21 protein-coding genes are annotated in these 21,766 nt (G+C 43.8%); 12 read left to right on the top strand and 9 right to left on the bottom strand.

What is annotated here, in order from left to right:
- The 4 genes from B051_RS0110365 (at position 1) to B051_RS21160 (ending at position 4,077) form a co-directional block, all read left to right on the top strand.
- Positions 1–1,176, top strand: coding sequence for a hypothetical protein (locus tag B051_RS0110365; protein WP_018478135.1), 1,176 nt, complete (start codon positions 1–3; stop codon positions 1,174–1,176).
- A gap of 88 nt (positions 1,177–1,264) precedes the next feature.
- Positions 1,265–1,594, top strand: a complete 330-nt coding sequence (locus B051_RS0110370) for a helix-turn-helix domain-containing protein (RefSeq protein ID WP_018478136.1) — start codon at positions 1,265–1,267, stop codon at positions 1,592–1,594.
- A 197-nt stretch (positions 1,595–1,791) separates the two neighbouring features.
- On the top strand, positions 1,792–2,844 hold the full coding sequence (locus B051_RS0110375; protein WP_018478137.1) for an AAA family ATPase: 1,053 nt from the start codon (positions 1,792–1,794) through the stop codon (positions 2,842–2,844).
- An 84-nt stretch (positions 2,845–2,928) separates the two neighbouring features.
- Entirely contained in the window at positions 2,929–4,077 is a 1,149-nt protein-coding gene (locus B051_RS21160; protein ID WP_018478138.1) for a DUF6371 domain-containing protein, read from the top strand.
- A gap of 53 nt (positions 4,078–4,130) precedes the next feature.
- On the opposite strand, the gene B051_RS21985 is transcribed toward B051_RS21160, so the two are convergent.
- The 3 genes from B051_RS21985 to B051_RS0110395 are packed head-to-tail and all read right to left on the bottom strand — an operon-like array spanning position 4,131 to position 5,372.
- Positions 4,131–4,586, bottom strand: coding sequence for a protein-export chaperone SecB (locus B051_RS21985; protein ID WP_018478139.1), 456 nt, complete (start codon positions 4,584–4,586; stop codon positions 4,131–4,133).
- A 1-nt stretch (position 4,587) separates the two neighbouring features.
- Positions 4,588–4,830 (bottom strand): hypothetical protein, encoded by a 243-nt coding sequence (locus tag B051_RS0110390; RefSeq protein WP_018478140.1) that lies wholly within the window; start codon positions 4,828–4,830, stop codon positions 4,588–4,590.
- Complete coding sequence (locus tag B051_RS0110395) at positions 4,824–5,372, bottom strand: hypothetical protein (RefSeq protein WP_018478141.1); 549 nt, start codon at positions 5,370–5,372, stop codon at positions 4,824–4,826. The genes B051_RS0110390 and B051_RS0110395 overlap by 7 nt, the downstream gene beginning before the upstream one ends.
- Positions 5,373–5,858: 486 nt before the next feature.
- Here B051_RS0110395 and B051_RS0110400 point away from each other — a divergent pair, with 486 nt between their 5' ends.
- The 4 genes from B051_RS0110400 to B051_RS0110415 all read left to right on the top strand — a co-directional run bounded on the left by B051_RS0110400 (position 5,859) and on the right by B051_RS0110415 (position 7,927).
- Positions 5,859–6,299, top strand: coding sequence for a GIY-YIG nuclease family protein (locus B051_RS0110400; protein WP_018478142.1), 441 nt, complete (start codon positions 5,859–5,861; stop codon positions 6,297–6,299).
- Between the two features lie 13 nt (positions 6,300–6,312).
- Entirely contained in the window at positions 6,313–6,900 is a 588-nt protein-coding gene (locus B051_RS0110405; protein WP_033316847.1) for a GIY-YIG nuclease family protein, read from the top strand.
- Between the two features lie 7 nt (positions 6,901–6,907).
- Positions 6,908–7,327 (top strand): DUF6884 domain-containing protein, encoded by a 420-nt coding sequence (locus tag B051_RS0110410; protein ID WP_018478144.1) that lies wholly within the window; start codon positions 6,908–6,910, stop codon positions 7,325–7,327.
- 297 nt (positions 7,328–7,624) lie between these two features.
- On the top strand, positions 7,625–7,927 hold the full coding sequence (locus tag B051_RS0110415) for a hypothetical protein (protein WP_018478145.1): 303 nt from the start codon (positions 7,625–7,627) through the stop codon (positions 7,925–7,927).
- 836 nt (positions 7,928–8,763) lie between these two features.
- Here B051_RS0110415 and B051_RS0110425 read toward each other — a convergent pair.
- Positions 8,764–10,650, bottom strand: a complete 1,887-nt coding sequence (locus B051_RS0110425; protein WP_018478147.1) for an Ig-like domain-containing protein — start codon at positions 10,648–10,650, stop codon at positions 8,764–8,766.
- A gap of 1,211 nt (positions 10,651–11,861) precedes the next feature.
- Between B051_RS0110425 and B051_RS0110430 the strand changes: the two genes are divergently transcribed.
- From B051_RS0110430 to B051_RS0110445, 4 genes are all read left to right on the top strand, one after another.
- Positions 11,862–12,971, top strand: coding sequence for an acyltransferase family protein (locus B051_RS0110430; protein ID WP_018478148.1), 1,110 nt, complete (start codon positions 11,862–11,864; stop codon positions 12,969–12,971).
- 175 nt (positions 12,972–13,146) lie between these two features.
- Positions 13,147–14,094: an isoaspartyl peptidase/L-asparaginase family protein gene (locus B051_RS0110435; RefSeq protein ID WP_018478149.1), complete on the top strand. Its 948-nt coding sequence runs from the start codon at positions 13,147–13,149 to the stop codon at positions 14,092–14,094.
- 94 nt (positions 14,095–14,188) lie between these two features.
- A complete protein-coding gene (locus tag B051_RS0110440; protein WP_018478150.1) occupies positions 14,189–15,313 on the top strand; it encodes an MBL fold metallo-hydrolase in 1,125 nt (374 codons plus the stop codon).
- A gap of 27 nt (positions 15,314–15,340) precedes the next feature.
- Entirely contained in the window at positions 15,341–15,937 is a 597-nt protein-coding gene (locus B051_RS0110445) for a hypothetical protein (RefSeq protein ID WP_018478151.1), read from the top strand.
- Here the strand turns inward: B051_RS0110445 and B051_RS0110450 are convergent, their stop codons facing one another.
- The 5 genes from B051_RS0110450 to B051_RS0110480 all read right to left on the bottom strand — a co-directional run bounded on the left by B051_RS0110450 (position 15,938) and on the right by B051_RS0110480 (position 21,628).
- A complete protein-coding gene (locus B051_RS0110450) occupies positions 15,938–17,278 on the bottom strand; it encodes a Sau3AI family type II restriction endonuclease (RefSeq protein WP_018478152.1) in 1,341 nt (446 codons plus the stop codon).
- On the bottom strand, positions 17,279–18,580 hold the full coding sequence (dcm, locus tag B051_RS0110455; protein WP_018478153.1) for a DNA (cytosine-5-)-methyltransferase: 1,302 nt from the start codon (positions 18,578–18,580) through the stop codon (positions 17,279–17,281).
- Positions 18,581–19,741: 1,161 nt separating this feature from the next.
- The gene (locus B051_RS0110470; protein ID WP_018478154.1) at positions 19,742–20,299 is read right to left on the bottom strand and encodes a YceI family protein; all 558 of its coding nucleotides are present in this window, start codon (positions 20,297–20,299) and stop codon (positions 19,742–19,744) included.
- Between the two features lies 1 nt (position 20,300).
- The gene (locus tag B051_RS0110475; RefSeq protein ID WP_018478155.1) at positions 20,301–21,194 is read right to left on the bottom strand and encodes a DUF5777 family beta-barrel protein; all 894 of its coding nucleotides are present in this window, start codon (positions 21,192–21,194) and stop codon (positions 20,301–20,303) included.
- Positions 21,191–21,628, bottom strand: coding sequence for a QcrA and Rieske domain-containing protein (locus B051_RS0110480; protein ID WP_018478156.1), 438 nt, complete (start codon positions 21,626–21,628; stop codon positions 21,191–21,193). The genes B051_RS0110475 and B051_RS0110480 overlap by 4 nt, the downstream gene beginning before the upstream one ends.
- Between the last annotated feature and the right edge of the window lie 138 nt (positions 21,629–21,766).

Raw genomic sequence — 21,766 nt, forward strand, 5'->3', positions numbered from 1 at the left:
ATGCTGAATGTATTCACCCCATTCACTCCTAAAGTTGATATCAACGATTATTTGACTAATCCATACAATCAACTCATAAAGGATTACTATAGCAATTTAGCTGACTTAGAATTTTATAATCTCATTCATAATCAGTTAGCAATTATATTAAAGCACAGTTCATCTCCAGATGAAGTTGTTGAATATTTCGAGTGGGTTGAGGATTTACCTTTCGGAGATAAGGACATTGAGATTTATTATGCAAGTCCACAACGCTTTTGGGAATCTCTGTTTTGCATCCTTATTGGCGAGACAGGAATTTCTTCTAATCCTAAATTTGATATCAATTTAGCCATCATTTATAAACTATTGTATAGTAAGTATGGTCATCTAGCTAGCAACAAATTTTTAGCTCCTGAATTCTTATTTATAAAAGCTGAAAGAAGTATAGATAATTATTTAGTCAATGAATTTAATACAGATATCTATTATGATTTAGAAGAAAGATATGGTCATGCATTTCAGCCCCTCCATTTCCTTAATGAAATTTATGAATCTATTGAATTATCAAAAGCCTTATTTGATAAACCTGCTACACTATATAAATTACTAAAATTACCAAAGGGAAATGAAACACCTAATGAAGCTGGGAGAAGAATTGAAGCTTTATTCTTTTGGGTACTAGTAGCAATTCATAATAAAATAACATTTAACGACTGGCAAAGCAAAGAGCCTAGTAGGATTAACTACCATAATGTACTATTCAGGTTCTTAAATACTGCATTCGACCGAGAATACCCTCATGCACCTAATGTTATGAATTCATACTTTAAGTATGATATTGAAGGTTTCAAACCTAACGATACTAATAACAAACAAGATGTGCATGAGCAGATATCTACACCTACCTTAGAACCTTTGTTTAAGCTTAATCAAAGCAAAAGAGGCGCAAAAACAGACATAATAAGAGTATTTAACGCTTTATATGAATTGAGATATTTTGAGACAGCTAACGGCCAAATCCCTACTAAGGCCGAGTTTATGAAGCATATAGGCTCTGTTTTAAGTGTCGATTTATCCAAATATGAAACCGACCTATCACAAGCTTTAAGGAATACTAGCCTTGAGGCAAATTTGAAAATTTTTCAGGATATGCAAAAAATCACTCAGGAAAAACATTATGAGGCTAAAGAGTAATAGCAGCTACTATTGACTTGATATTTACTCTATAAAGCCCACTGGTTAATTGCAACACCTTTGAAGCATAATCAAACCTTCAAAGGATATGGTAATTATTCAACTAGACAGCGAACAGCTCAGCGCTTTGATACAAAGAGCAGTTCTCAAAGCAATTGGCAAAACAGCCTCAAACCTAACCCCCGCAACTGATGAATTACTATCAGTTCAACAAGCGGCCCAATTTCTTTCCCTTTCCCCCACCACTATTTATGCAATGGTGCAACGTAGGGAACTGCCAGTTAGTAAGCGAGGGGGCCGCTTGTATTTTTCTAAAACGGAACTGATTGACTATGTAAAGGCAGGGCGAAAGAAGACAGCCGCAGAAATAGCGGAACAAGCCGCCGCTTATGTAGGAGCTAAAAGAAAAAGGGGGTAAGGATATGCGGACGAAACATAGCCTATCCCCCTATCAAAAAGGACAGGGTAAATATACGAAATTGCGCCATTTCCTGCAAGCTGCACCCTACCTCACCCTATCCCCTACAGCGTTAACATCAATAGCTAAACGCTTTAGCATCAACCCCGAAAAGCTAACGCAGGCAGTAGAACGCCAAAGGAAAGGAGGCCACCACAATGGATAAGCTTAACCCTACCTTTAACTTTACGGCAATAGGTTTAGACGAAATCAAAGCAGATGCGGAACAGCTTGCAAACTACGCAACAGAAGTCAGTGAGAACAACGGGTTGTTTTCTATCAGGACTGCTAATAGATGGATAGAACAAGCCAAGAAAAGACCTATCCCCCGAAAGCTATTTGATGTGTTCTTTCACGAGGGAGAAATCTGCATACTGTTTGCCGATACCAACTTAGGCAAATCAATACTCGCAGTACAAATAGGCAACAGCATAAGCACAGGTGAACATATCCTAGGGTTCAGACTGGAAGCCCCAAAGCAAAAGATTCTTTACTTTGATTTTGAACTATCAGACAAGCAATTTGAGGTAAGGTATTCTTTAGATTTTGCTCAGCACTATAACTTTGATAGTAATTTCTACAGGGCCGAAATAAACCCAGACGCGGCCTATCCTGACGCCTTTCCCACCTTTGAAAACTATCTGAATTACTCTTTAGATAAATCAATAGTTGAAACAGGTGCAAAGGTTCTGATAATAGATAACCTGACTTATCTAAAGAATGAAACTGAAAAGGCAAAGGACGCTTTACCCCTGATGAAACACCTAAAGGCATTAAAGAGCAAATACGGCCTATCGGTTTTGGTTTTGGCTCATACCCCTAAACGGGATTTATCAAAGCCCCTTACCCGCAATGACCTATCAGGCAGTAAAATGCTGATGAACTTCTGCGACAGTGCCTTTGCAATAGGTGAAAGCCACAGCGACAAGAACATACGGTATATCAAGCAGATTAAAGCCAGGAATACCGAAATAGTCTATGACGCTGATAACGTAGCCTTATGCCAGGTAACCAAAGATTTAAACTTCCTACAGTTTGAATTTATGGGTATGGCAGCGGAACGGGAACACCTACGGGAACACACCGAAAAGGACAGAGATACTATTATAGAAAAAGCTAAAGAGTTAAGCCAACAAGGGAAAAGCCAAAGGCAGATTGCAACAGAGCTTAGTATTTCTCTAGGAGCTGTAAACAAGTACCTTAAAAGCTGATGTTCACACTGTTCACGCTGTTCATAATGTGAACAGTGTGAACACCTTGAACGCCTATCTATTCATTTCTATCAACCTTTAGCCATGCAATCACACCCTTTTATACTGGAGCCTTATAAAGGCAAGGCAAGCCGCTACGCTTGTCCGAACTGTAACAAGCCCCGAACCTTTGCCCGTTACATTGACACTGATACAAGGCAGCATTTAAGCCCATACGCAGGCCGCTGCAATCGCGAAGACAATTGCGGTTATCACTATACTCCAAAGCAATACTTTGAGAGCAATCCCGATAAACTAGAGCTTTACGAGAAAGACCACAGGTCGCAACCCTTACCCCAGCCAAAGCCTATCAGCTACCTGACAGGCGAAACACTGAAAGCAAGTTTGCAGGGATACGGTTCAAACCACTTTACCAACTACCTGCAAGGGCTATTCGGTCCTGATATGACAAGCCAGCTTATAGGCCGCTACTTTATCGGAACATCAAAGCATTGGCAAGGTGCAACGGTCTTCTACCAGATTGACAGCAAAGGCAGGATAAGAGCGGGTAAAATCATACTTTATAATCCTAATACAGGTAGAAGGATTAAAGAGCCACACAATTGTATAACATGGGTTCACACTGCCTTACAGATACCAGATTATAATTTACAGCAATGCTTCTTTGGCGAACACCTTTTAAAAGCAGAACCATTAAAGCCCGTTGCCATAGTGGAAAGTGAGAAGACCGCTATCATAGCCAGTATATTTCTACCTGATTATATTTGGCTCGCAGCGGGTAGCAAAGGCGGGTTAAATTCTGATAAATGCCAAGTATTACGGGGCCGAAAAGTTATGCTTTATCCTGACCTAAAAGCCTATGACGATTGGAGCGAGAAAGCAAAGAAGCTATCAGGAATAGCAACCTTTGCAGTTTCGGATTTGCTGGAACGAAAAGCAAGCGAAAGCGACAGGGCCAAAGGATTGGATTTAGCAGACTACCTGACACAGTTCAACTATAACCAATTTTTAAAGCCGCCATGTCCCAAAAAGCCTGCACTAGCAAGAGAGTTTTACCACTGCTCTTTTGACGAACTTACAGCGGCTTTAGGCTACGATAAGGCAATAGAAAAGGTAAGTTACTATCAATCACTTTCAAGACAGTACAAGAACTGTAAAACCTTTGTAGTACATAATTGCAAGCTATTGCAAAGCTTTCAGGAACAGTCCCAACCTTTACCCTTAACAGCTTAAATAGCTTTCTAGATAAACTAGTTGTCATTATTGATTTCTATTTCATCTACCAACTACTGCTTGTTTTGGGCGACTTTTTCTACTGATTTAGTAAAATTAACAGAAGGCAAAATAACTGGAGTATAACCAGCATTTAGTGTGAGCGTTGATATAAATGACCTTAAGTAAGGGAAAGCTATTGCAGGTGCATTTACCTTCGCAAAACCAGAGCCTAAAAAGTCGTCATTTACTTCTTTATCAGATTCAAATATAGCTGTAGCTTCTATCTCTAGATTTATAGCACCATTAACATCTACTATACTAGAAGTAAATTGAACTCCGAAATGATGCTTGTCCTTATCAGTAACTGATTGAAGCGGGATAGGACGATACTCAAGTTCGAATTTTATTGACTGAGGAGTTGCATCAATAGTAGGAAACTCTTTACCAGTGAAACCAACTTTTGTGACTTGAAGAGTTTCAAGACGAATTGAACCAGGAGTTAATGGCTCTTTATTTGGGTTATTCATGTTAGGCAGCCATAGCGTAATTAATCTCCCCTGCTAGGAAATCGCTACTTAAATCTTCAGGAATTTCTACATAAGGAGAAGTTAAATATTCAGACAATAAGCTGCCAGAAAGCTTTCCTTCTTCTTGAATCTGTTCTTGAAATATTCGAACTCTATCCTTTTTAACCCAATTATCTAATTCTTCAACTGTCAGTTTAGATAAACGAGACTGGAATTCCTCGTACAGTTTTTTATAATCTAACATTGCTCTTCTAAATGGATGTCAAAGTTATGAATCTTTGTTCGTTCAAATACAACTATTTGAATTCTTTTCTTATAATACAGAGGATGTATCTCTGATAGTACTCTGTTTTTACCTTTAGGGTTATTAGGTGTATCATCATAGATTATGCCTGAAATACCCATTGGCTCCCAGAATTTTTCTTTTAAAAGCCTATGTACCTCTTGTAATGTCAATTTACGATTTAGGCTGTGTATTTGCTCAATAGTTTCGTTAACAATTTTATAGAAGAAGTTATAGCCATCTTCACTGAAAACAGTATTCCAAAGCTTGTCTTCTTCTATAAATCCTATGTAGATATCATAATAACCAGTGGTATCTTTTTTAAAGTCTTCCCCCCAGTAATGAGCAAATTCTAAATCAACCCAAAAATAAAATCCAATACCTAGCCACGCATCTTTAGTTTTACATACTATTGGATTATCCAATGTGCCTGTATATCGAAACTCTTGAGTATGATACCCTATAATACAAGGCTTGCCATCATAATCTAATCTTTCAATCATCTAGCCTAAGGTAACTACTATATATTAAGGGTGCAATATATATACAAACATTTACACTTTTCTATCATTTACAGCAATTCTTCAACTAGGCTATCTTTAAAAGATATTACACCAACCGCATAATCATATTCTTTTCATGCTGCTAATTAAAAGTCTTAAGGGGGTGGGGCTATTAAATCTCTACAGTTATTCAAAAGCCCCGACCGCATGATAACTATTTAGACACACATCCAACTTAAAGGTAAGGGGGGAATTTAGATAGGCTTAGATTTCATGTTTGAGAAAGTACATATTACTTTTCAACAGTCCTGCTTCTTTAAAAGCATTAAAAAATATGTAATCTTAAACTAGAATGTTCGAAAAAAACCATACAAATGTTTGAATAGTAAAAATTTTTTACTATATATTAGTAAGAGTATGTTATGTATAATACACAGGAATGCATTTCAAGTTGTAATGTGTATAGAAACCTATTCTAAAATAAAAATGGAAAGATTAACACAATTAGGGTTCAACCCAATAGGTAAATGGTTCTTAATAAATGAACATTACCTTCAATTTAGCTTCCTCAACGAAAGCTGGCGAGAAAAAAACGCTCTTTATAGCTTTATAATTGATAATGAAATCAAATATATCGGGTTATCCCCCACGACTCTAGGCAGCCAAATGTATAAATACAAAAGACCTGATTTAACACAGATAATCAATGTTGAAATTAGAAGCTTAATTGTTGAATCGCTTGAGCAGAATATTCCTGTTAGCATTTTAAGTTACCCTGATAATAGACTTTTAAATTATGCGGGTTACAATATAAGCCTAACAGCAGGCATTAAAGGTTCATTGATTAATGAGCTACAGCCTTCCTGGAATTTCATTGATGAAAACGCTTTAGCACCAAATATGAATTTTGAAGCCCATCGAGATTAATAAGAAAACAAACATGGACATCATAAAACAGCAGTTATTAAACCGGCCTATTCTAAAATCCCGACAGGAAGTTTTACAATCCCCCTGCCCTATCCCGAAGGCTCCAGGCATATATGCTTGGTACTTTAAAGAAGTTCCACCTGGAGTTCCCACCGAAGGCTGCCATTGCTATAACGAGTACACACTGCTTTATATAGGTATTTCACCGAAAGCCCCTCCTGTGAATGGAGGTAAGCCCAGCAGTCAGACCATAAGGAGTCGGCTGCGCTACCACTATAATGGCAACGCAGAGGGATCTACACTTCGACTTACGCTTGGCTGCCTGTTGAGCGATAATCTTAACATTCAGCTTCGACGAGTAGGTAGTGGTAAGCGACTCACCTTTGGCCGTGGTGAGGAGGCTCTGTCGGATTGGATGAATCAAAATGCGTTTATTACTTGGAGTGAATATCCGACACCATGGGAACCTGAGGAGGAACTAATCAAAAGTTTATATCTTCCGTTGAATTTGGACCAGAATCAGCATCACCCCTTCTACAGAGGGCTAAAAGAGATAAGACGGCAGGCAAAAGCAGAAGCCAAATCTTTACCTATAATATAATATCATCATGGCTAATGTTTATTTGGTATCCTGTGTCAGCGTAAAGCTTGATAAAAAAGCAGCTGCAGCAGATTTCTACTCCTCCAGTTGGTTTAAGAAAGCAAGAGCATACACTGAAGACCATGCTGATTCGTGGTTTATACTGTCTGCTAAATATGGACTTTTAGACCCTAAGGCATTGATAGAACCCTATGATAAGACCTTAAACTCTATGCCTAAGAAAGAGCGATTAATATGGGCAGAAGAAGTACTCTATAAAATTTTAAGTAATACAACTTCAGCAGATAATATCGTTTTTTTGGCTGGGAAGCGTTACAGAGAGTTCTTAGTGAGAAGACTTAACGAGTTAGGGTATAATGTGGAAACACCTTTGGCTAATATGGGAATTGGGAAGCAACTCAGCTGGCTAAGTAGAAATATGAAATAAAGCCAAGGTCGTTAGCTCCAAAGAATACACACTGTCAACCCAAATGCAGGGGGTAGGGCCTAGTAAAACCTTACCAGTATCAGCATATTCCCGACCGTAAGCCCATCAAAAAAAACCGCTGTCATTATTGAGGTAAGGGGGGTATATTGAATCTCAGGGCGGTCCCAAAACAACGACCGTTAGCCCCTAAAGCGGGTTTGTATGCAACTGAGAAAGAAAAAGTGACTAGTTAGGCCCCCTAAAAAGGGCCTATTTTTGTTATTATCGTGGTCAAAAACAGCCAAAAAAGGCTACAAAATGAATCATATTGATTTAAATAATACCTATAGGCTGTATGCTTTCCCTGATTACTGGAGCATGAGGGCGGCTAGGGATAAACTCAGACGGGTGGTGATGGCTAAGGAGTTCAAAGAGGTAAAGGAGATTGAGGCAAAGCACTATGTAGAAAGGTATGGGGACTATGCCTATAAGAACTATCTGAGAGCGGATAAGAAAAATCTTAAGGAATCGGGCCTGAAATCACTCATAACCGCTTTACAGGCTCTTTATAAGCTCAATGGATACCCAGCAAATTATATTATAATAGCAGGCCTGTATTAGTTGCGGTTAGTAAAAGTTAGTATTCCCTGCTACACATAAAGGGAGTAACAATAAGCTGAGCTATCATAAACTTTTAAGAAAAGAGGGGTGTTAGTGGCACTGATAGAAATGCCATCGTTAGCCATCTCATGAAATACCTTTTACTACTTAGCTTTATTACTTTGGGCGGGGCACTAGTCAAAGTACCCAAAGATTTTGTTACCCACCAGACACTCAAAAAGCCGACCGTTTATATTTGCGAGGGTAGCTTAGCTTATGCCTACCACAAAAAGAACAATTGCAAGGGCCTGCAATACTGCACTAAAACTATAACGGCAATCTCAAAGAAAGAAGCAAAAGAAAGTTATAAAAGGCAGCCCTGTAAGATGTGCCACAGGTGAGGATTAAACTTGTCACAACTTGACATTTTCGGAAACCATAAAAGGGGACCTTACGCGCGCGCGTTAGTTAGGAATCTGACAAACTGAACACACTAAAAAAGGTTAGCGGCTCTTTACATAAGGGCTTATCAAAACCTTACACATCGGACACCTAAAAAAGCTCAGTTATTAGACAGTAGAAGTGAGACAAATCAACAAAATTCAACACTATAAAGAGTTCACATAACTTGCATATAAAGAGGTAAGATTTGACCAGTACGCGCGCGAGGGATTAGCTACATCTTCATATTTAAAGTAGAATGAAGTAGAAAATAGAAGGTAATTAATCCGATTTTCCTCCTGTTTTGCACATAGACGGCACCCTAGTTTTCTATGATGCTCTATTGGTACGGGGCTTCAAATATCAAAAATTTTTTTATAAAGACACTATCAATTTATTACAGTAAAATTAGGTAATCACTGTGCATGAAATGTATATATGTATGTATAAATCTTATTGCTATCATAAACATTTTCAGCGCTATATTCAATAATTAGCTGTGAGTGTGTTAATGCTTTAATTCTTGCAGGATTCCAATTAAAAGACACCCCTCCACTCTTATCGCAAAATGGAATAACCCATATCAATGTATTTGGTTCAAGTTTTATAATGGCAGGATTATCTGAGAGAGCAAAACCTGAGAAGGAATATATGTTGCCCCTAACAAATGTAAAGATTATTCTATCATTTGGTAGTGTATAATATGTCCAAGTACTGTCAGATAACATTGTCAAAGTCATTAAGCGCCATTCTTTTTGACCACTTCCAATCAGTAAATTAAGTTGTTCATCTGGGATGCACGAAATAGTAGAAGAATCTGAAGGAGTTGCAGTAGCTGCAAAATCAAGAGGGGCGTTATTGATACTTTGACCATTAGCTGTTTTTGCAGACACATTCAAATGTTGAAGGGAAGAAGCCGCAACGCCAAGTGTCCAGGTAGCTTCGGCAAATCCATTTGCATCTGAAAGTACACTGGTAGGAGTTACACTGCCATTAGCAGGCACAAAGTAGACAGGTACATTTCTCTGTGGATTACCTTTTGAATCAAGCACCCTTACTTTAACCGGTAGTGGAAGTGGTTTTCCCTCCTGACCAGTTTGGTTATCTCCTGATATACGCTCCAGTCGCTCTGGAGTCTTGTATGAAAGCTTCTCAGTATCCCAACTTATTGAGAAGTCAGGCAACTCTTTACTAAATATTTTCCCTTCGATACCGGCTTTTGACTGTAGCCATACATCGGCTCGAAAATCCCAATTGAGGTCTGGGGATGTTACTGAAGCATTCAACTCTTCCTGTAAACCTATTGAAGCGTAAGGACCTACAACTCCATAAAGCTGGAAACTAATTTTAGGTACAAGGGCCATCTTTACATTGGCACTCGCACTGCCACTAACAGCCCCAGTTTCAAATGTATTATTGGGTGATAAGTCATAGATACCTTGCCATTGTCCATTTTTACGTAATACACCTATATCAAAATGACTTTTGTTGCTAAAAGTGGCGTTTTGATTCATTTTCCCATTTATAGCTGCGCTGTATTGTAGGTCCAAATTAATTAACATTCGAACTGTAACCGGTATTGCTACTGGTATCCCAAGGATTAGTACTGGCACCCATCTAGTAAAGTCTTTGTGGTATTTTTTTAATGTACTGCTACGTTCTATTAATGTAACAGCTTGATCAGCTGTTACATTGAACTCAAAATTTCCTTCAAGTGGGGCATTATAGGTCGCTATTTCAGCATCATAAATATAATTAGGGTTAAAATTCAGTTTAAACACCCAATCTGGATTCATGCTCACAGAGCCTTTTTTTAACAACAGGCTTAAAGCCCCCTCGTTGTAGACCGTTACATCTTCAAATGAGTAGCTAAAGCCTTCACTACTTGTTTTTCTTCCTTCAACTAAGCTATCAGATGCCGTGCTGAGATTAAGCATACCGCTCTTGAAGAGCTCATCTAAGCTCGCTTGTTCTGTTTGTAGTGTTGTCTCATTATTTTGAGTATTGATAGCGGTTACACGACGTAGAAAACCTCGGCCTTGCGCTCCAACTATAACTGTACCCACAGGAGCATTCAAGGCCGTGCCAGAAGAGATAAACCGATAGGTTCCTGCTGATAAAAGTGCAGAATCAAGAATAAGACTATATCGGGAGGAATCTACAACTAGAACATTATCATGCACAGTGAGTGCATGATTTGGAATTACCTGTGGAGTTGGTTCTTCTTTCTTTGTGTCACAAGAAACTGCAAAGAATATTATTGTCAGCAGGAGGTTGACTGCTAGTTTATAATAAAATTTCATTATGCAGGCATAAATAATTAGAATCTACCGCTACATTCTGAAATCATGCAATTGTACAACATAATATATACTAACCAAAGATGGCAAGACTTTGGCTAGTATATATTAAACAAATTAATACTGCATAGCAAAACGCTTCAGAATGTATCAAATTGATTTACTGTTGTTTCTATCACTAATGGAGAAATCGGTTAGATAGATATAAATTTTATACAATATCATAACCAATATAATGGGGACTTAACCGCGTTAGAACAATTCTAAAAGGCAGAAGTTAAGTTTTAGTAACTATGTACTTAGCTTCAGTGCATAGATAGTTTCTAATCATTTTGAGTCAGTGGGTACCTTATAATATTATTACTATTCTAACTATAATTAGTTCTTTAACTATTAGTATAAATAAGTCTTAGATGAGAAAAGTTAGTTAAGGAACCCTTTTTAACAGTTAAAATGTATTAGCGCATTCAATAAATACACCATTAGAATGAGTAATAGCCAATAGATACTTTCAATGGTATTCTTGTATCTCAAGCAAAATAGCTCAAAACCACAGTGTTTTAATCATTCTGTCCCCTATTTGTCCCCTACAGATTGACAACAAGTTGCAAAACGTTGATTCATAGCTAATTGCTTATATTAATTACATTCTGCATCGGGAAATAGTAGTTATTAATAGGAGCAAGCTTCTGGTCAAGCAGACTTAGTAAACAATTTACAATTGGTAAATATAAATTAAGAACAGCAAAGGTATCTTAATCCGCGCAGTTAGAATTGACAACTGGAAAAGCTTTAATAGGACATCCTTGAAGTTCGGCTTTGATACCTTTAATACTAAGTATACCTATTTGATGCTTCCGAGTTCATGCTTGTTTGCATTATTCTTTTTGTCATTGTACTTGTGAAATAAGAAATGAAATCATCAAAGCTACAACTCTTTATTACAATACAGATTCAGTTTAGTAACCACAGAAGTGTTGTGCTCTTTTCAAAGCATGTTGCATATCTTCCTTTCAACCTAGTCATGCTCCTCTAGATTTGGGTATGGTAAATTTTTTCGTCTGATTTGCTTATTATGTGATAAAACAATATAAAATGTGATAAAACAATATAAACCAGTAACATAATACAATGGAAAAATGTAATAGCATATAATCCCTAGTTTGTATATAATGAAGTTTGGATTATAACATTTCGCCAATAACATAGAACATATGTATTACATTAAGCAGTTGGATAGCATAAGGGCAATTGCAGTAATACTTGTAATAATCTCGCACTGGTTCCCGTACAATTCTAGACTCCTTTTGTACTCCAGCGTTTTTAATGGAGTTGATGCCTTCTTTGTATTGAGCGGTTTCCTTATTACTAAAATATTACTTGAAAATAGGAATGATGCAGAACGGTTACGGACAGATAAGCTATCAATATTAAAAAGCTTCTTCATACGAAGGTCGCTTCGTATTTTCCCCATATACTACATCACTATTGTTATTTTGTATGTCTTAGGTCCAGCAACTGGTACTGCTATCAGAGAAAATTTCGCCTATTTTCTGACCTACACATCTAACCATTATTTTTACAACCGTCAGGAATGGGATGGCATACTGTCCCATCTTTGGTCATTATCTGTAGAAGAACAATTCTATTTAGTCTGGCCTTGGTTAATGCTTTTTCTAGAGAGGAGGTATCTATTATTTGTTATCCTGACTTCCATTTTTGTAGGTATACTAGGACAGTTATATTTGGAAGATGGAATAATATTAACAATCACCTGTTTTGACGCACTTGGTATTGGAGCTTTAATAGCTTGGATAGTTGTTTATAAACCCGCACTCTTAAACAGCTCCTACAAGTTTTGGAGTATATTAGCTATTCTAGCTCTTGGCATTCAACTTTTAAGGGTATCAACTCCTATTGGCGGAGAGTATATATCTTCCAATCTTTCCAGAAGGACTTTAACAGCTGTTTTCACTGCTTGGGTGATTATAGGAATTCTAAGACATGCCGATAAAAAATCTTTATTTTTTGATTACATCCTCGGTAACAGCTTTCTAATTTTTATAGGCAAGCTGAGCTATGGAATTTATCTGTTTCACCATATACTACCCTACTTTTTTTCCAGCTATTTCATCCAGATGAATGAATACCTGCCACCTTACTTCTATGAATACAAGTTTTACATCCTTCAAGTGGAAAATTTCACATTTGTGGTCACAATCGCTTTTCTATCATGGAAAATCATAGAGATGCCCTTTCTGAAATTCAAGAAGTACTTCAGGTATCAAAAGAAACCTTTAACTCCCTCCTTTAGTAAAGGGTAAAACGTCCACTCTGGATTTCTAAATTTACACTCTACAAGATTTACCTCTTCTAGAATAGAAAATATTTAGGATACAGCAGCCACTTCAATTCCAGGATTAACGCGAAAGGCCAATCCTCGTACTACTCGGAAACCACCTGCATCAATACGTAAACTCAAAAGTCGAAACAAAGTGTATGGCTAAGAAAAAACCAATTGCTATTGTGGTGCATGGCGGCGCAGGACCAGACTCCGAACATATCCATAAAAACAAGAAAGGCTATGAGGAAGGCCTGAGAGAAGCTGTAGACACCGGCTATAAGATACTTGAAGAGGGCGGTTCGGCAGTAGACGCCGTGGAAGCGGCCGTGAAGAAGCTAGAGGACAACCCGCTGTTCAATGCCGGCCGCGGCTCCGCGCTAAATGCAAATGGAGAAGTAGAAATGGATGCAGCCATTATGCGCGGCTCTGACCAATCTTCAGGGGCCGTGGCCTTGATTCGGAACATCCGTAACCCCATCTCGTTAGCGAAAGCCGTGATGATGAACACCAAATACCGTTTCTTAGGGGATATGGGAGCCCTGGAATACGCCAAACAATTGGACATCCGGCTGGAACCTTCCTCCTATTTCATCACGGAGCATCAGTACGATGCATTCTCTAAAAAGCGTGAAGAAGAATTTACCAGCAGCGATAGAATTGGCATGGACCAACTGAATGCCCGCATGCACGGCACTGTCGGAGCGGTTGCCTTGGACCAGGAAGGTATGGTGGCGGCGGCCACCTCCACGGGCGGAACGGAAAACAAAAAGATGGGGCGTATTGGCGACAGCTGCATCATTGGCGTTGGCTGCTATGCCAACAACAAAACCTGCGCCATATCCGGCACGGGCGATGGTGAGTTGCTGATGAAGAACATCATCGCCTACGATATCTCCGCCTTGATGGAATACAAGGGCCTAACTCTCCAAAAGGCTTGTGAGACGGTGGTGCTGGAACGCACTCACAAGCAAGAAGGCGATGTGGGTGTGATAGGTGTAGACGCAGCAGGCCACATCGCCATGGTGTTCAACAGCGACCGCATGCACAGAGGCTGGAAGACGAACTCCAGACAGCAGGGAATCGAGATATACGACAAGAAGTAAGGAACAGGCGGGTGTTTAGGTATAGATGCCGTATATTCACGCGCTATACCTATACCCACCACCTTAGCCCTGCAAGGGCACGCTTTACACCCTGATGAACAGAACACTCAGAATCACGCTTTACTTCATCTGTTTCCTTATCCTGTTGGTTACCGTGGCCGGCTGCTCCTTCCTGCGGCTGTCGCCACAGTTTGGAGCTGAGGCTGACGGAGCCCGTCTAAAGGCCATGCAGCAATCGCCGAATTTTGCCGATGGCGTATTTCAGAACCCGGTGGAGACCAACATGGACATGGCGTTTACGGACATGGTGAAGTTGTTCTACGAGCGGTTTTTCGGGGATACCAGTAACCAGACCCCGGACTGGGAGCTGCCTGTGGTCAAACTGAACCCCGACAAGCCGGACGCTGTGCAGGATACGGCCACAGTTGTTACCTGGCTGGGGCATTCTGCCTTTCTGGTGGAAGTTGAGGGCAAGCGACTGCTGCTCGACCCGATGCTGGGCGACGTAGCCTCCCCTGTCAGTTTCATTGGCCCGAAGCGCTTCGCCGCCTTGCCTATTACCGTAGAGGAGCTGCCCCACATAGATGCGGTACTCATTTCGCACGACCACTACGACCACCTCGACTATGGCTCCATCCAAAAGCTGGCCGAGAAAGCGGACCACTTTTTCGTAGCCTTGGGTGTGGGCGCGCACCTGGAGCGTTGGGGTATACCGGCAAATAAAATCACGGAGATGGACTGGTGGCAGGAAGCAAATTTCAAGGACCTCACCTTTGCCGCTACACCCGCCCGGCACTTCTCTGGCCGCGGGCTGAACGACCGGATGAAAACACTCTGGACCTCCTGGGCCATTGTAGGGCAACAGGACAGGATTTTCTTCAGCGGCGACACCGGCTATTTTGATGGTTTCAAAGAGATTGGCGACAAGTATGGTCCTTTCGATATCACGCTGATGGAGTGCGGGCAATACAATGAGCTATGGTCCAGCATACACATGATGCCGGAGCAGACCGTGCAGGCGCACCTCGACCTTCAGGGCAAGCTCCTCATGCCCATACATTGGGGAGCCTTCTCACTGGCCATGCACAGCTGGACCGACCCTATTGAGCGGGTCACGAAGGAGGCGGAAAACCGGAAGGTACCCATCACGACCCCGCATATCGGGGAGCCGGTAGTGCTGCGCCAGTACGTGCCCCGACAAAACTGGTGGAAAGAGTAATCACGTCACCTAAACAAGTAACACAGCATGTCCCTATTCAAACAAGACCTCAGCCAGGAAAGCATCTTGCAGCGTTTCCTCGACCTGAAATATACACAGGCAGACATACACTTCTGCAGGCTGCATGAGCCGGAGTTTCAACAAAGAGGCGTAGATGTGGTGCTGCTGGAAGGCGATAATCTGCTCAAGGTTGATGAGAAAGCGCAACTACACTACCTCAACAAAAGCCTTCCAACCTTTGCCTTCGAATTAGACTACCTGAAGAATGGAAAATTGAAGGAAGGCTGGTTGTTTGACCCCTCTAAAACCACAGAGGCTTACGCATTGGTATTTGACATCCAGCTTTGTCCCGGGCTCAGCAAGCTGACCCAACCCACCGACATCGCTTCGTGTGAAGTATTGTTCCTGAACAGGCAGCATCTCATTGACACGACCCAGCAGCATGGCCTCACCCGCGAATTCTGCCAACAGCAAAGTTACATGCTTCGGCAGAATCCCGAACAACGGAAGATAGTCGTGAGCCCCAACTTCAATTTCCAGATTTCGACGCAGTTAGCTGAGGCCCCGGTCAATCTAATCGTCCGGCGGACCTTCCTCAAGTCCATCAGCTGGCGGGTGCTCTAACTAGCTCAGAGAGGTATAGATTTCTTTGATGTAGCTATTGTTGAGCCAAAAGGATTTTTTCACTACAAGCTGACCGTCGGGCGTTTCGTTGGTATCGTGGCTGTTGCGGGCGTGGGGGCGCACGTGGCAGACCCGGTTCTCTGATTTCTTCGGGAGCGTATGCGCCTGCCCCCTCCTGATGCGGCGCACTGTCTCCAGCCATACCTTGCGGGCCTCCTCCAGGTCGGTATAGGGCATGTTCCAGAAGGCTGCCTTTTGTAGGTATAGCCCGCCGCTGCTGTCATACTTATAAAAGACGAAGAAAAACTTCTTCTCCAGGTCTTCCTTCAAATCAGAAGTATCCCAAGACTGCTCTACCAGCTCCTTGTATCGGAAGGCCGGAAAGGAGATATCCTCGGCGGCATTGCCATTGGGCTTCAAGCGAACCGTGCGAATGACAACATCCCCTTTCTCGAACTCGTCTATCTGCTCGTCCGGCTGTATTCCTAAGACGACTTTGGTTAGGCTGGCATAAAAACCTTTTGCGCGGGAGTTCAGGTCGCAGCCTATTTGCCGCACTATGGCCTCCACTTCCATTCCGTAGAAAGGCCTGAAACGCTCCATCACCACCTCCTCCAGTGGAACAGAGGCGGTTCGCTCCTGCGTTTTCAGAATGGTGCCATAGCGCTCGCGCCCGCCTTGGGTCAGGCGGTGCAAAATGTGGTTTACATAACCCTGCTTTAGCGAGAAGGCTCTTTGTTTTGCCTGAATATGACTGAAAGGCTGTTGCCGTCGGTTGCCTCCTTTGGCTCCTTTGGTGCAGGCGCCCAGATAGAAGGTGTCGCCTTCTGACAGCTCATGCGCCTTCCCCTGCCTTACCTTCGTCACAATGGTCTCCCAGTCGGCCTTTATCACCGCCAGGTCCTCCTCCGGAAACTCCCAGCTTCCCACCACCTTGATGTCATAGTCCAGGAGTGTTTTCTCTTTGTCGTGTAGGTAAAAGACGAGCAACAGTTGGCTGTTCTTCTTCCAGAAAGAGCTGTCAGCAAATGTCTCCTTCGTCAGCTGCACATAGTTAATCAGGTTGAGTACCAGCCGCTCCTTTGACACCAGCCCTGCCTTTGCGTGCTTCTTCAGCGGTGTGGTTTTCAGTTCCAGACCCGCTTCCGGGAAATCAGGCTGAGCGTCAGAGTTGGGTTCGTAACCGAAGTAATGCTTTTCGAGCAGGCTCCCGAAATTTCCTTTGCCCCCAATCTGGTGCATTCCCACGGTTCCGCAGGCCTGCCACAGTGTTTTACCCTCCAGCCTTTTAGCAAAGGCAACGATAGCGTGCTTGTCTTTCTTGTTATACAGCACTTCCACCTACTGCTGATTGATGCGTTCATATAAAGCAGCTCCCAGTCGCTCCACCACACCTACCACCAAGGCGTTGCCCATGAAAAAGGCGCGGCGCACGTCGGACATGCCTTCCAGGTGGGTATGGTTGTCGGGGAACATGTTGAGGCGCTCCAACTCCACGGGCGTGAGGCGGCGCAAGCCTCTGTCGGTGCGGACCACGTGCTTGAAACGGGACGGCGCCTTGCCTCCTTCCCCGGTAATGATGGTGCGGGACGGCGCCTCCAGGTTATCCGGAAACACCATACCCCCTTCGCTATACCTGTACTCGAAGCCTTCTTTGCTTTTACGCACCTCGTTCTTGCCGCCCTTCAGGTACTCCCACTTGCCCAGGTCCTCTTCGGGTATAAAGTACTCCTCGGTCACCTCCCCGTTTTGCAGCACATCGCGCAGGAGCACGGCCGGCCCGTCGTAGAGCGGCTGGGTTTTGGCTGTGTATACCTCCCCTTCCACCATCACGCCAGCATTTTCAAATGGGGTTGCACCGCCCCCGGTGTTGAACGTTTCGGATATCGTCACCAAGTCTTCCGCTATGGAAAAAGACTTCAGGGCTGGCTTCTCTGGGAAAAGGCTGAGGCTGGCTTTCCAGGAGGTGGCGCTTGTTGATTTGATGCGGCATGGGAAGGCTGTCGCCAGTACCCCCTGCTCCTCCAGCCAGTCGCTTTTGTCGCACTGCTGCAGCGCTTCGTAAAGTTGGGTGCCTTGTCTATACCCCATAAAGAAGACACGCCTCCTGCGCTGTGGCATGCCGTAGTCGGCTGCGTTCAGGATGCGCCACTCCACAGCATAGCCCAGGTCGTTGAGACTTTTGAGGATGAGGGCGAAGTCGCGGCCGCGTTGTTTGGCAGGCGAGTTAAGCAAACGGTCTACGTTCTCGAACAACAGGAAATCTGGTTTCACCTCCTTTTCTGTCAGGATGCGGTGAATCTGCCACCAGAGCACGCCCTTCTTGCCGATGAGGCCTTTGGAGTTTTTGAGCGTAGTGGCTACAGAGTAGTCCTGGCAGGGAAATCCGCCTACAAGCAGGTCATGGTCAGGTATAGCGGCTGTCGGTACTTCGGCAATGTCCATGTTGGTATGGCCCTCGCTGCCCCAGCGCGCCTCGTACACCTGCGAGGCATGCTGCGCCTTGGTAGAAGGCTCCCATTGATTGCTAAATACTACCTTATACTTGGTATTGTCTGGCGATTCAGGAGAGCCTTCCAGCCCCAGCCTAAACCCACCCACTCCTGCAAACAACTCCGCTACGCGCACTACCTTATCACTCATAAAATGGAATCCTTATACCTTCGCAAACCCAAATCTAACGCTTTTTTTCATGCGTTGGGACATGCTCTTCCAGTACAGCCGCAAAGGTTGTGGTTCCACTTATCCGGACAGGTAGTGTAGGGGGAAATACCGGATTAGGAATGCTGCGTCATCAGTTCGGCACAGGCATAGGCCACTGCACCTACCAGCAGCAGCGAAAGTATGGTTTTTGGTTTCATAGGATTTCAAGATTTGGTTAAACAGATAACAGGCAAGACATCAGAAAGTTATAGGTACAACTACTACATTAAATTCATACGCAGCATAGAAAATTAAGTACTCTTGACTGATGTAGGAGATTCTTTCTATTGTATTGGCTGCCAGTAGTGTAACAGCCGATTACGGATTAGCACCGGCTATTGCTTGGACTGCCCCTGCCCCGCCTAAGAAGGAATACCCCTGCACGAATCTTTATAGGTATAAATATACATGCCGTCAGTCCGACGACAGGAGGGGTTCTGCTGCACTAAGTGTCATCCCTTTTCATTTTTGTTGTTCCAATCTCTGTCATTTCGACGATAGGAGAAATCATATACCCATCGAGCCGCACATCCAGCGGCAGCGCAGATGCGGCTCTTTTGATTACTTCAGTAGCCATCTCATGTCTCACCGCCGGTTCCCGCTACGCTCATACCGACGGCGGGTAGCGTAACAGATTCCTCCTTTCGTCGGAATGACAGACAGTGCACGGAAATTACAGGAATGATTACAAGCCTGGTGAGGAAGGTATAGGATAATTATAGGAGCCGTGTCCAACTGCCCCTGCCTCTCCGAGGGGGAATCTGGAACGATTCACATCCCCCCTGCCCCCTTCAAAGGGGGACTTTCTGCCGCTACTGCTCGTCACATTAAAGCGCTGTAGCACATGAACACTGGCACGTATAGCTTCAACACCCCTCTGACTACCCTCAAGTTGGAGAGCCTCCACTGTAGCCACGGAGCTAAGACAACAGCCAGGTGCACCTAATGACGATTTTTTGTTCGTGCGGTCAGCGAGTTCAAAAGCGTCTTTGCTTTTTTGCCTACTTTTTTTGCCAAGAAAAAAAGTAGATGCCCGCCGCACAGGCGAAGCGATGAAACAAATCAGCAAGCAAACAGCAAAGACTGCAGCTCCATGGCAACTCACTTCTTCTTGTAAGGCCTATACTGAAACTGACACCTGACATCCAACACTTCCGCTATTTTGTTGAAGACGATGGTAGGTATCTGGATGTCGTGGTCTGCCAGCGGCACCTGAAATTTAGAGTCCAACCCAATTTCCTGATTCCCCACCGTGATAGTGCCTTTTATTGTCCGGTTTACGCTCTTCCCGTGGATGTGGAGCACGCCGCTGGCCGAGGCAGGGTAGCTACCGGGGGTATCCCAAGGTATGGCCTCGTTGATTTTGCCTTTGAAAGTGGCCGTCGGGTGCTTGTCCGACTCTAGGTAGTTTTCGTTGAAATGCTCCTGCATCAGCTTGTTTGGAAAATCAAACCGGCTGATAGTGACCCGCACCACAATCTCATTGTTGACCGTGTTGATGAGCGATATCGCCGCTTTGTTCTCTGCGGTGATATCCTCTAGGGGAGCCTTCGAGAAAAACACGACCGTGCCCTTAGCAGTTTGGTATATGCCTTGCTGCGCCAGACAGCACACCGGCAACAGCCAAATCACAATACCAAAGAGGAGAATCCTACGCATATCACCATTTTTTTCCTGAGGCCTGCTTCTTCTCGAAAGAGAAGGTACGGGTGATGTTGAAGCCAAAATGAATATCACCGTCCGTCCAGCTGTCCACGGTCTCGGTGATGAAGTAGCGCTCGGTCATGCCATAGGAGTTGGTGAAGTGCAGCTGGAACACGTGCCCTCCTGTTTCGATGTCGAACCCGATGGACAAGGCATTGGTATACGCTCCATTAATCTGGTCAAAGGGTACATAGAAATACTCCCCGTTTAACGAGATGCGTCTGGTGAGGCTATACCTCCCTCCTATGCCCAAAGCGAGAACCCCCTGGTCATCCAGTGAAGGCTCCGGTCGCACCCGGTATACGTACGCGGGACTCAGCTGTAGCGAGAAGGCATCGATAAACCTGCGGGCCAGCAATAGCTGCGCGGTATAGGTCAGCCTGTCGGTACCGGACAACTCGTCGGGAGGGAGCAGCTTTTGGGTGCGGACATTGATGCTGGCGAAGGCCGCCGCTGTGAGCGGCATCCGGTTGTCAGTCGTTTGCCTGAGGAAGCGGTACTTGGCATAGGCGTCGTATGTTTTGAAGTAGCTGCTGCGCCCCACTCCGATGGTGATGCCATCCGTCAGCCCGTAGTCCAGCCCGAGGCGGATGAGTGCCCCATCCAGCCCGAAGAGGTCGTAGGCACCACGATTGAGCCGGTCGAAACGGTGGGAAACAGCAAATTGCAGGTTTTTACGCCCGGCCATCTGCACCGATTGCCCATTGATGACGCGCAGGCCCTTGAAAGCCGGCAAGGCGTATTCGCCGGGGCTGGCACTGTCTGTGGCCAGCGACATCAGGTCATCTTGTGCGGCGCTGCTTTGCCACCAGGCGCACAGGATGAGGCAGAGCAGGAACCGCTGTATCATGGTTCAAATACTCTGAGGTTGTTTCCGTTGATTTGGGTGCTGTATTTCTTCAGGTTTGAGCTGGCCGGTCCCGCAATCCGCACCCCATTGGCGTCGAAAACAGAGCCGTGGTCAGGCCCCTGCTGTGAACAAGGGAAGTTGTTATCGCCAGCGTTGTAGGTAAGGGGGTTGCCCTGGTGGGTGCAGTTGGATTGGTAGGCCAGGTAATTGTTTCCGGACCTGGCAATGATGACTCTGTTCCGGATTGTCCAGCCATTGTTCACCAAATTGGCGTCACTGGTGACGTCGAAGGTGAAGTCCAGCTTGGTGGTACCCGGAGTTGTGGGAGCGGGGTCATCTTCGGAGTCGGAGCCTGAGCAGCCTCCCACGCATGTCACAAAAACGATAGCCCCGGTGCCCAAGCCTATCGTCCTAATAAACTGTTTTCTGTCCATTGTGGTATCGGTTTAAGTATGAGTAATTTCTAGTTATCTTCTAAAACCAAATGCATGCGCAAGGCCTTGTGGCAAGGGCCTGCTGCATTTTGCGCTAGGCTCCAATCCGTGTGCTTGCTGTTATAGGCAGCGTGCTTT

The organism is Pontibacter roseus DSM 17521, from assembly GCF_000373265.1.
Lineage (GTDB): Bacteria > Bacteroidota > Bacteroidia > Cytophagales > Hymenobacteraceae > Pontibacter > Pontibacter roseus.

Excerpts from the sequence above, each read along its gene's own strand:
- B051_RS0110410 (WP_018478144.1), top strand. The coding sequence starts at position 6,908 with ATGGCTAATGTTTATTTGGTATCCTGTGTCAGCGTAAAGCTTGATAAA.
- B051_RS0110430 (WP_018478148.1), top strand. The coding sequence starts at position 11,862 with ATGTATTACATTAAGCAGTTGGATAGCATAAGGGCAATTGCAGTAATA.
- dcm (WP_018478153.1), bottom strand. The coding sequence starts at position 18,580 with ATGAGTGATAAGGTAGTGCGCGTAGCGGAGTTGTTTGCAGGAGTGGGT.
- B051_RS0110395 (WP_018478141.1), bottom strand. The coding sequence starts at position 5,372 with ATGATTGAAAGATTAGATTATGATGGCAAGCCTTGTATTATAGGGTAT.
- B051_RS0110370 (WP_018478136.1), top strand. The coding sequence starts at position 1,265 with ATGGTAATTATTCAACTAGACAGCGAACAGCTCAGCGCTTTGATACAA.
- B051_RS0110375 (WP_018478137.1), top strand. The coding sequence starts at position 1,792 with ATGGATAAGCTTAACCCTACCTTTAACTTTACGGCAATAGGTTTAGAC.
- B051_RS0110400 (WP_018478142.1), top strand. The coding sequence starts at position 5,859 with ATGGAAAGATTAACACAATTAGGGTTCAACCCAATAGGTAAATGGTTC.
- B051_RS0110390 (WP_018478140.1), bottom strand. The coding sequence starts at position 4,830 with ATGTTAGATTATAAAAAACTGTACGAGGAATTCCAGTCTCGTTTATCT.
- B051_RS21160 (WP_018478138.1), top strand. The coding sequence starts at position 2,929 with ATGCAATCACACCCTTTTATACTGGAGCCTTATAAAGGCAAGGCAAGC.
- B051_RS0110475 (WP_018478155.1), bottom strand. The coding sequence starts at position 21,194 with ATGATACAGCGGTTCCTGCTCTGCCTCATCCTGTGCGCCTGGTGGCAA.
- B051_RS0110480 (WP_018478156.1), bottom strand. The coding sequence starts at position 21,628 with ATGGACAGAAAACAGTTTATTAGGACGATAGGCTTGGGCACCGGGGCT.
- B051_RS0110440 (WP_018478150.1), top strand. The coding sequence starts at position 14,189 with ATGAACAGAACACTCAGAATCACGCTTTACTTCATCTGTTTCCTTATC.
- B051_RS0110405 (WP_033316847.1), top strand. The coding sequence starts at position 6,313 with ATGGACATCATAAAACAGCAGTTATTAAACCGGCCTATTCTAAAATCC.
- B051_RS0110445 (WP_018478151.1), top strand. The coding sequence starts at position 15,341 with ATGTCCCTATTCAAACAAGACCTCAGCCAGGAAAGCATCTTGCAGCGT.
- B051_RS0110415 (WP_018478145.1), top strand. The coding sequence starts at position 7,625 with ATGAATCATATTGATTTAAATAATACCTATAGGCTGTATGCTTTCCCT.
- B051_RS21985 (WP_018478139.1), bottom strand. The coding sequence starts at position 4,586 with ATGAATAACCCAAATAAAGAGCCATTAACTCCTGGTTCAATTCGTCTT.
- B051_RS0110365 (WP_018478135.1), top strand. The coding sequence starts at position 1 with ATGCTGAATGTATTCACCCCATTCACTCCTAAAGTTGATATCAACGAT.
- B051_RS0110470 (WP_018478154.1), bottom strand. The coding sequence starts at position 20,299 with ATGCGTAGGATTCTCCTCTTTGGTATTGTGATTTGGCTGTTGCCGGTG.
- B051_RS0110425 (WP_018478147.1), bottom strand. The coding sequence starts at position 10,650 with ATGAAATTTTATTATAAACTAGCAGTCAACCTCCTGCTGACAATAATA.
- B051_RS0110435 (WP_018478149.1), top strand. The coding sequence starts at position 13,147 with ATGGCTAAGAAAAAACCAATTGCTATTGTGGTGCATGGCGGCGCAGGA.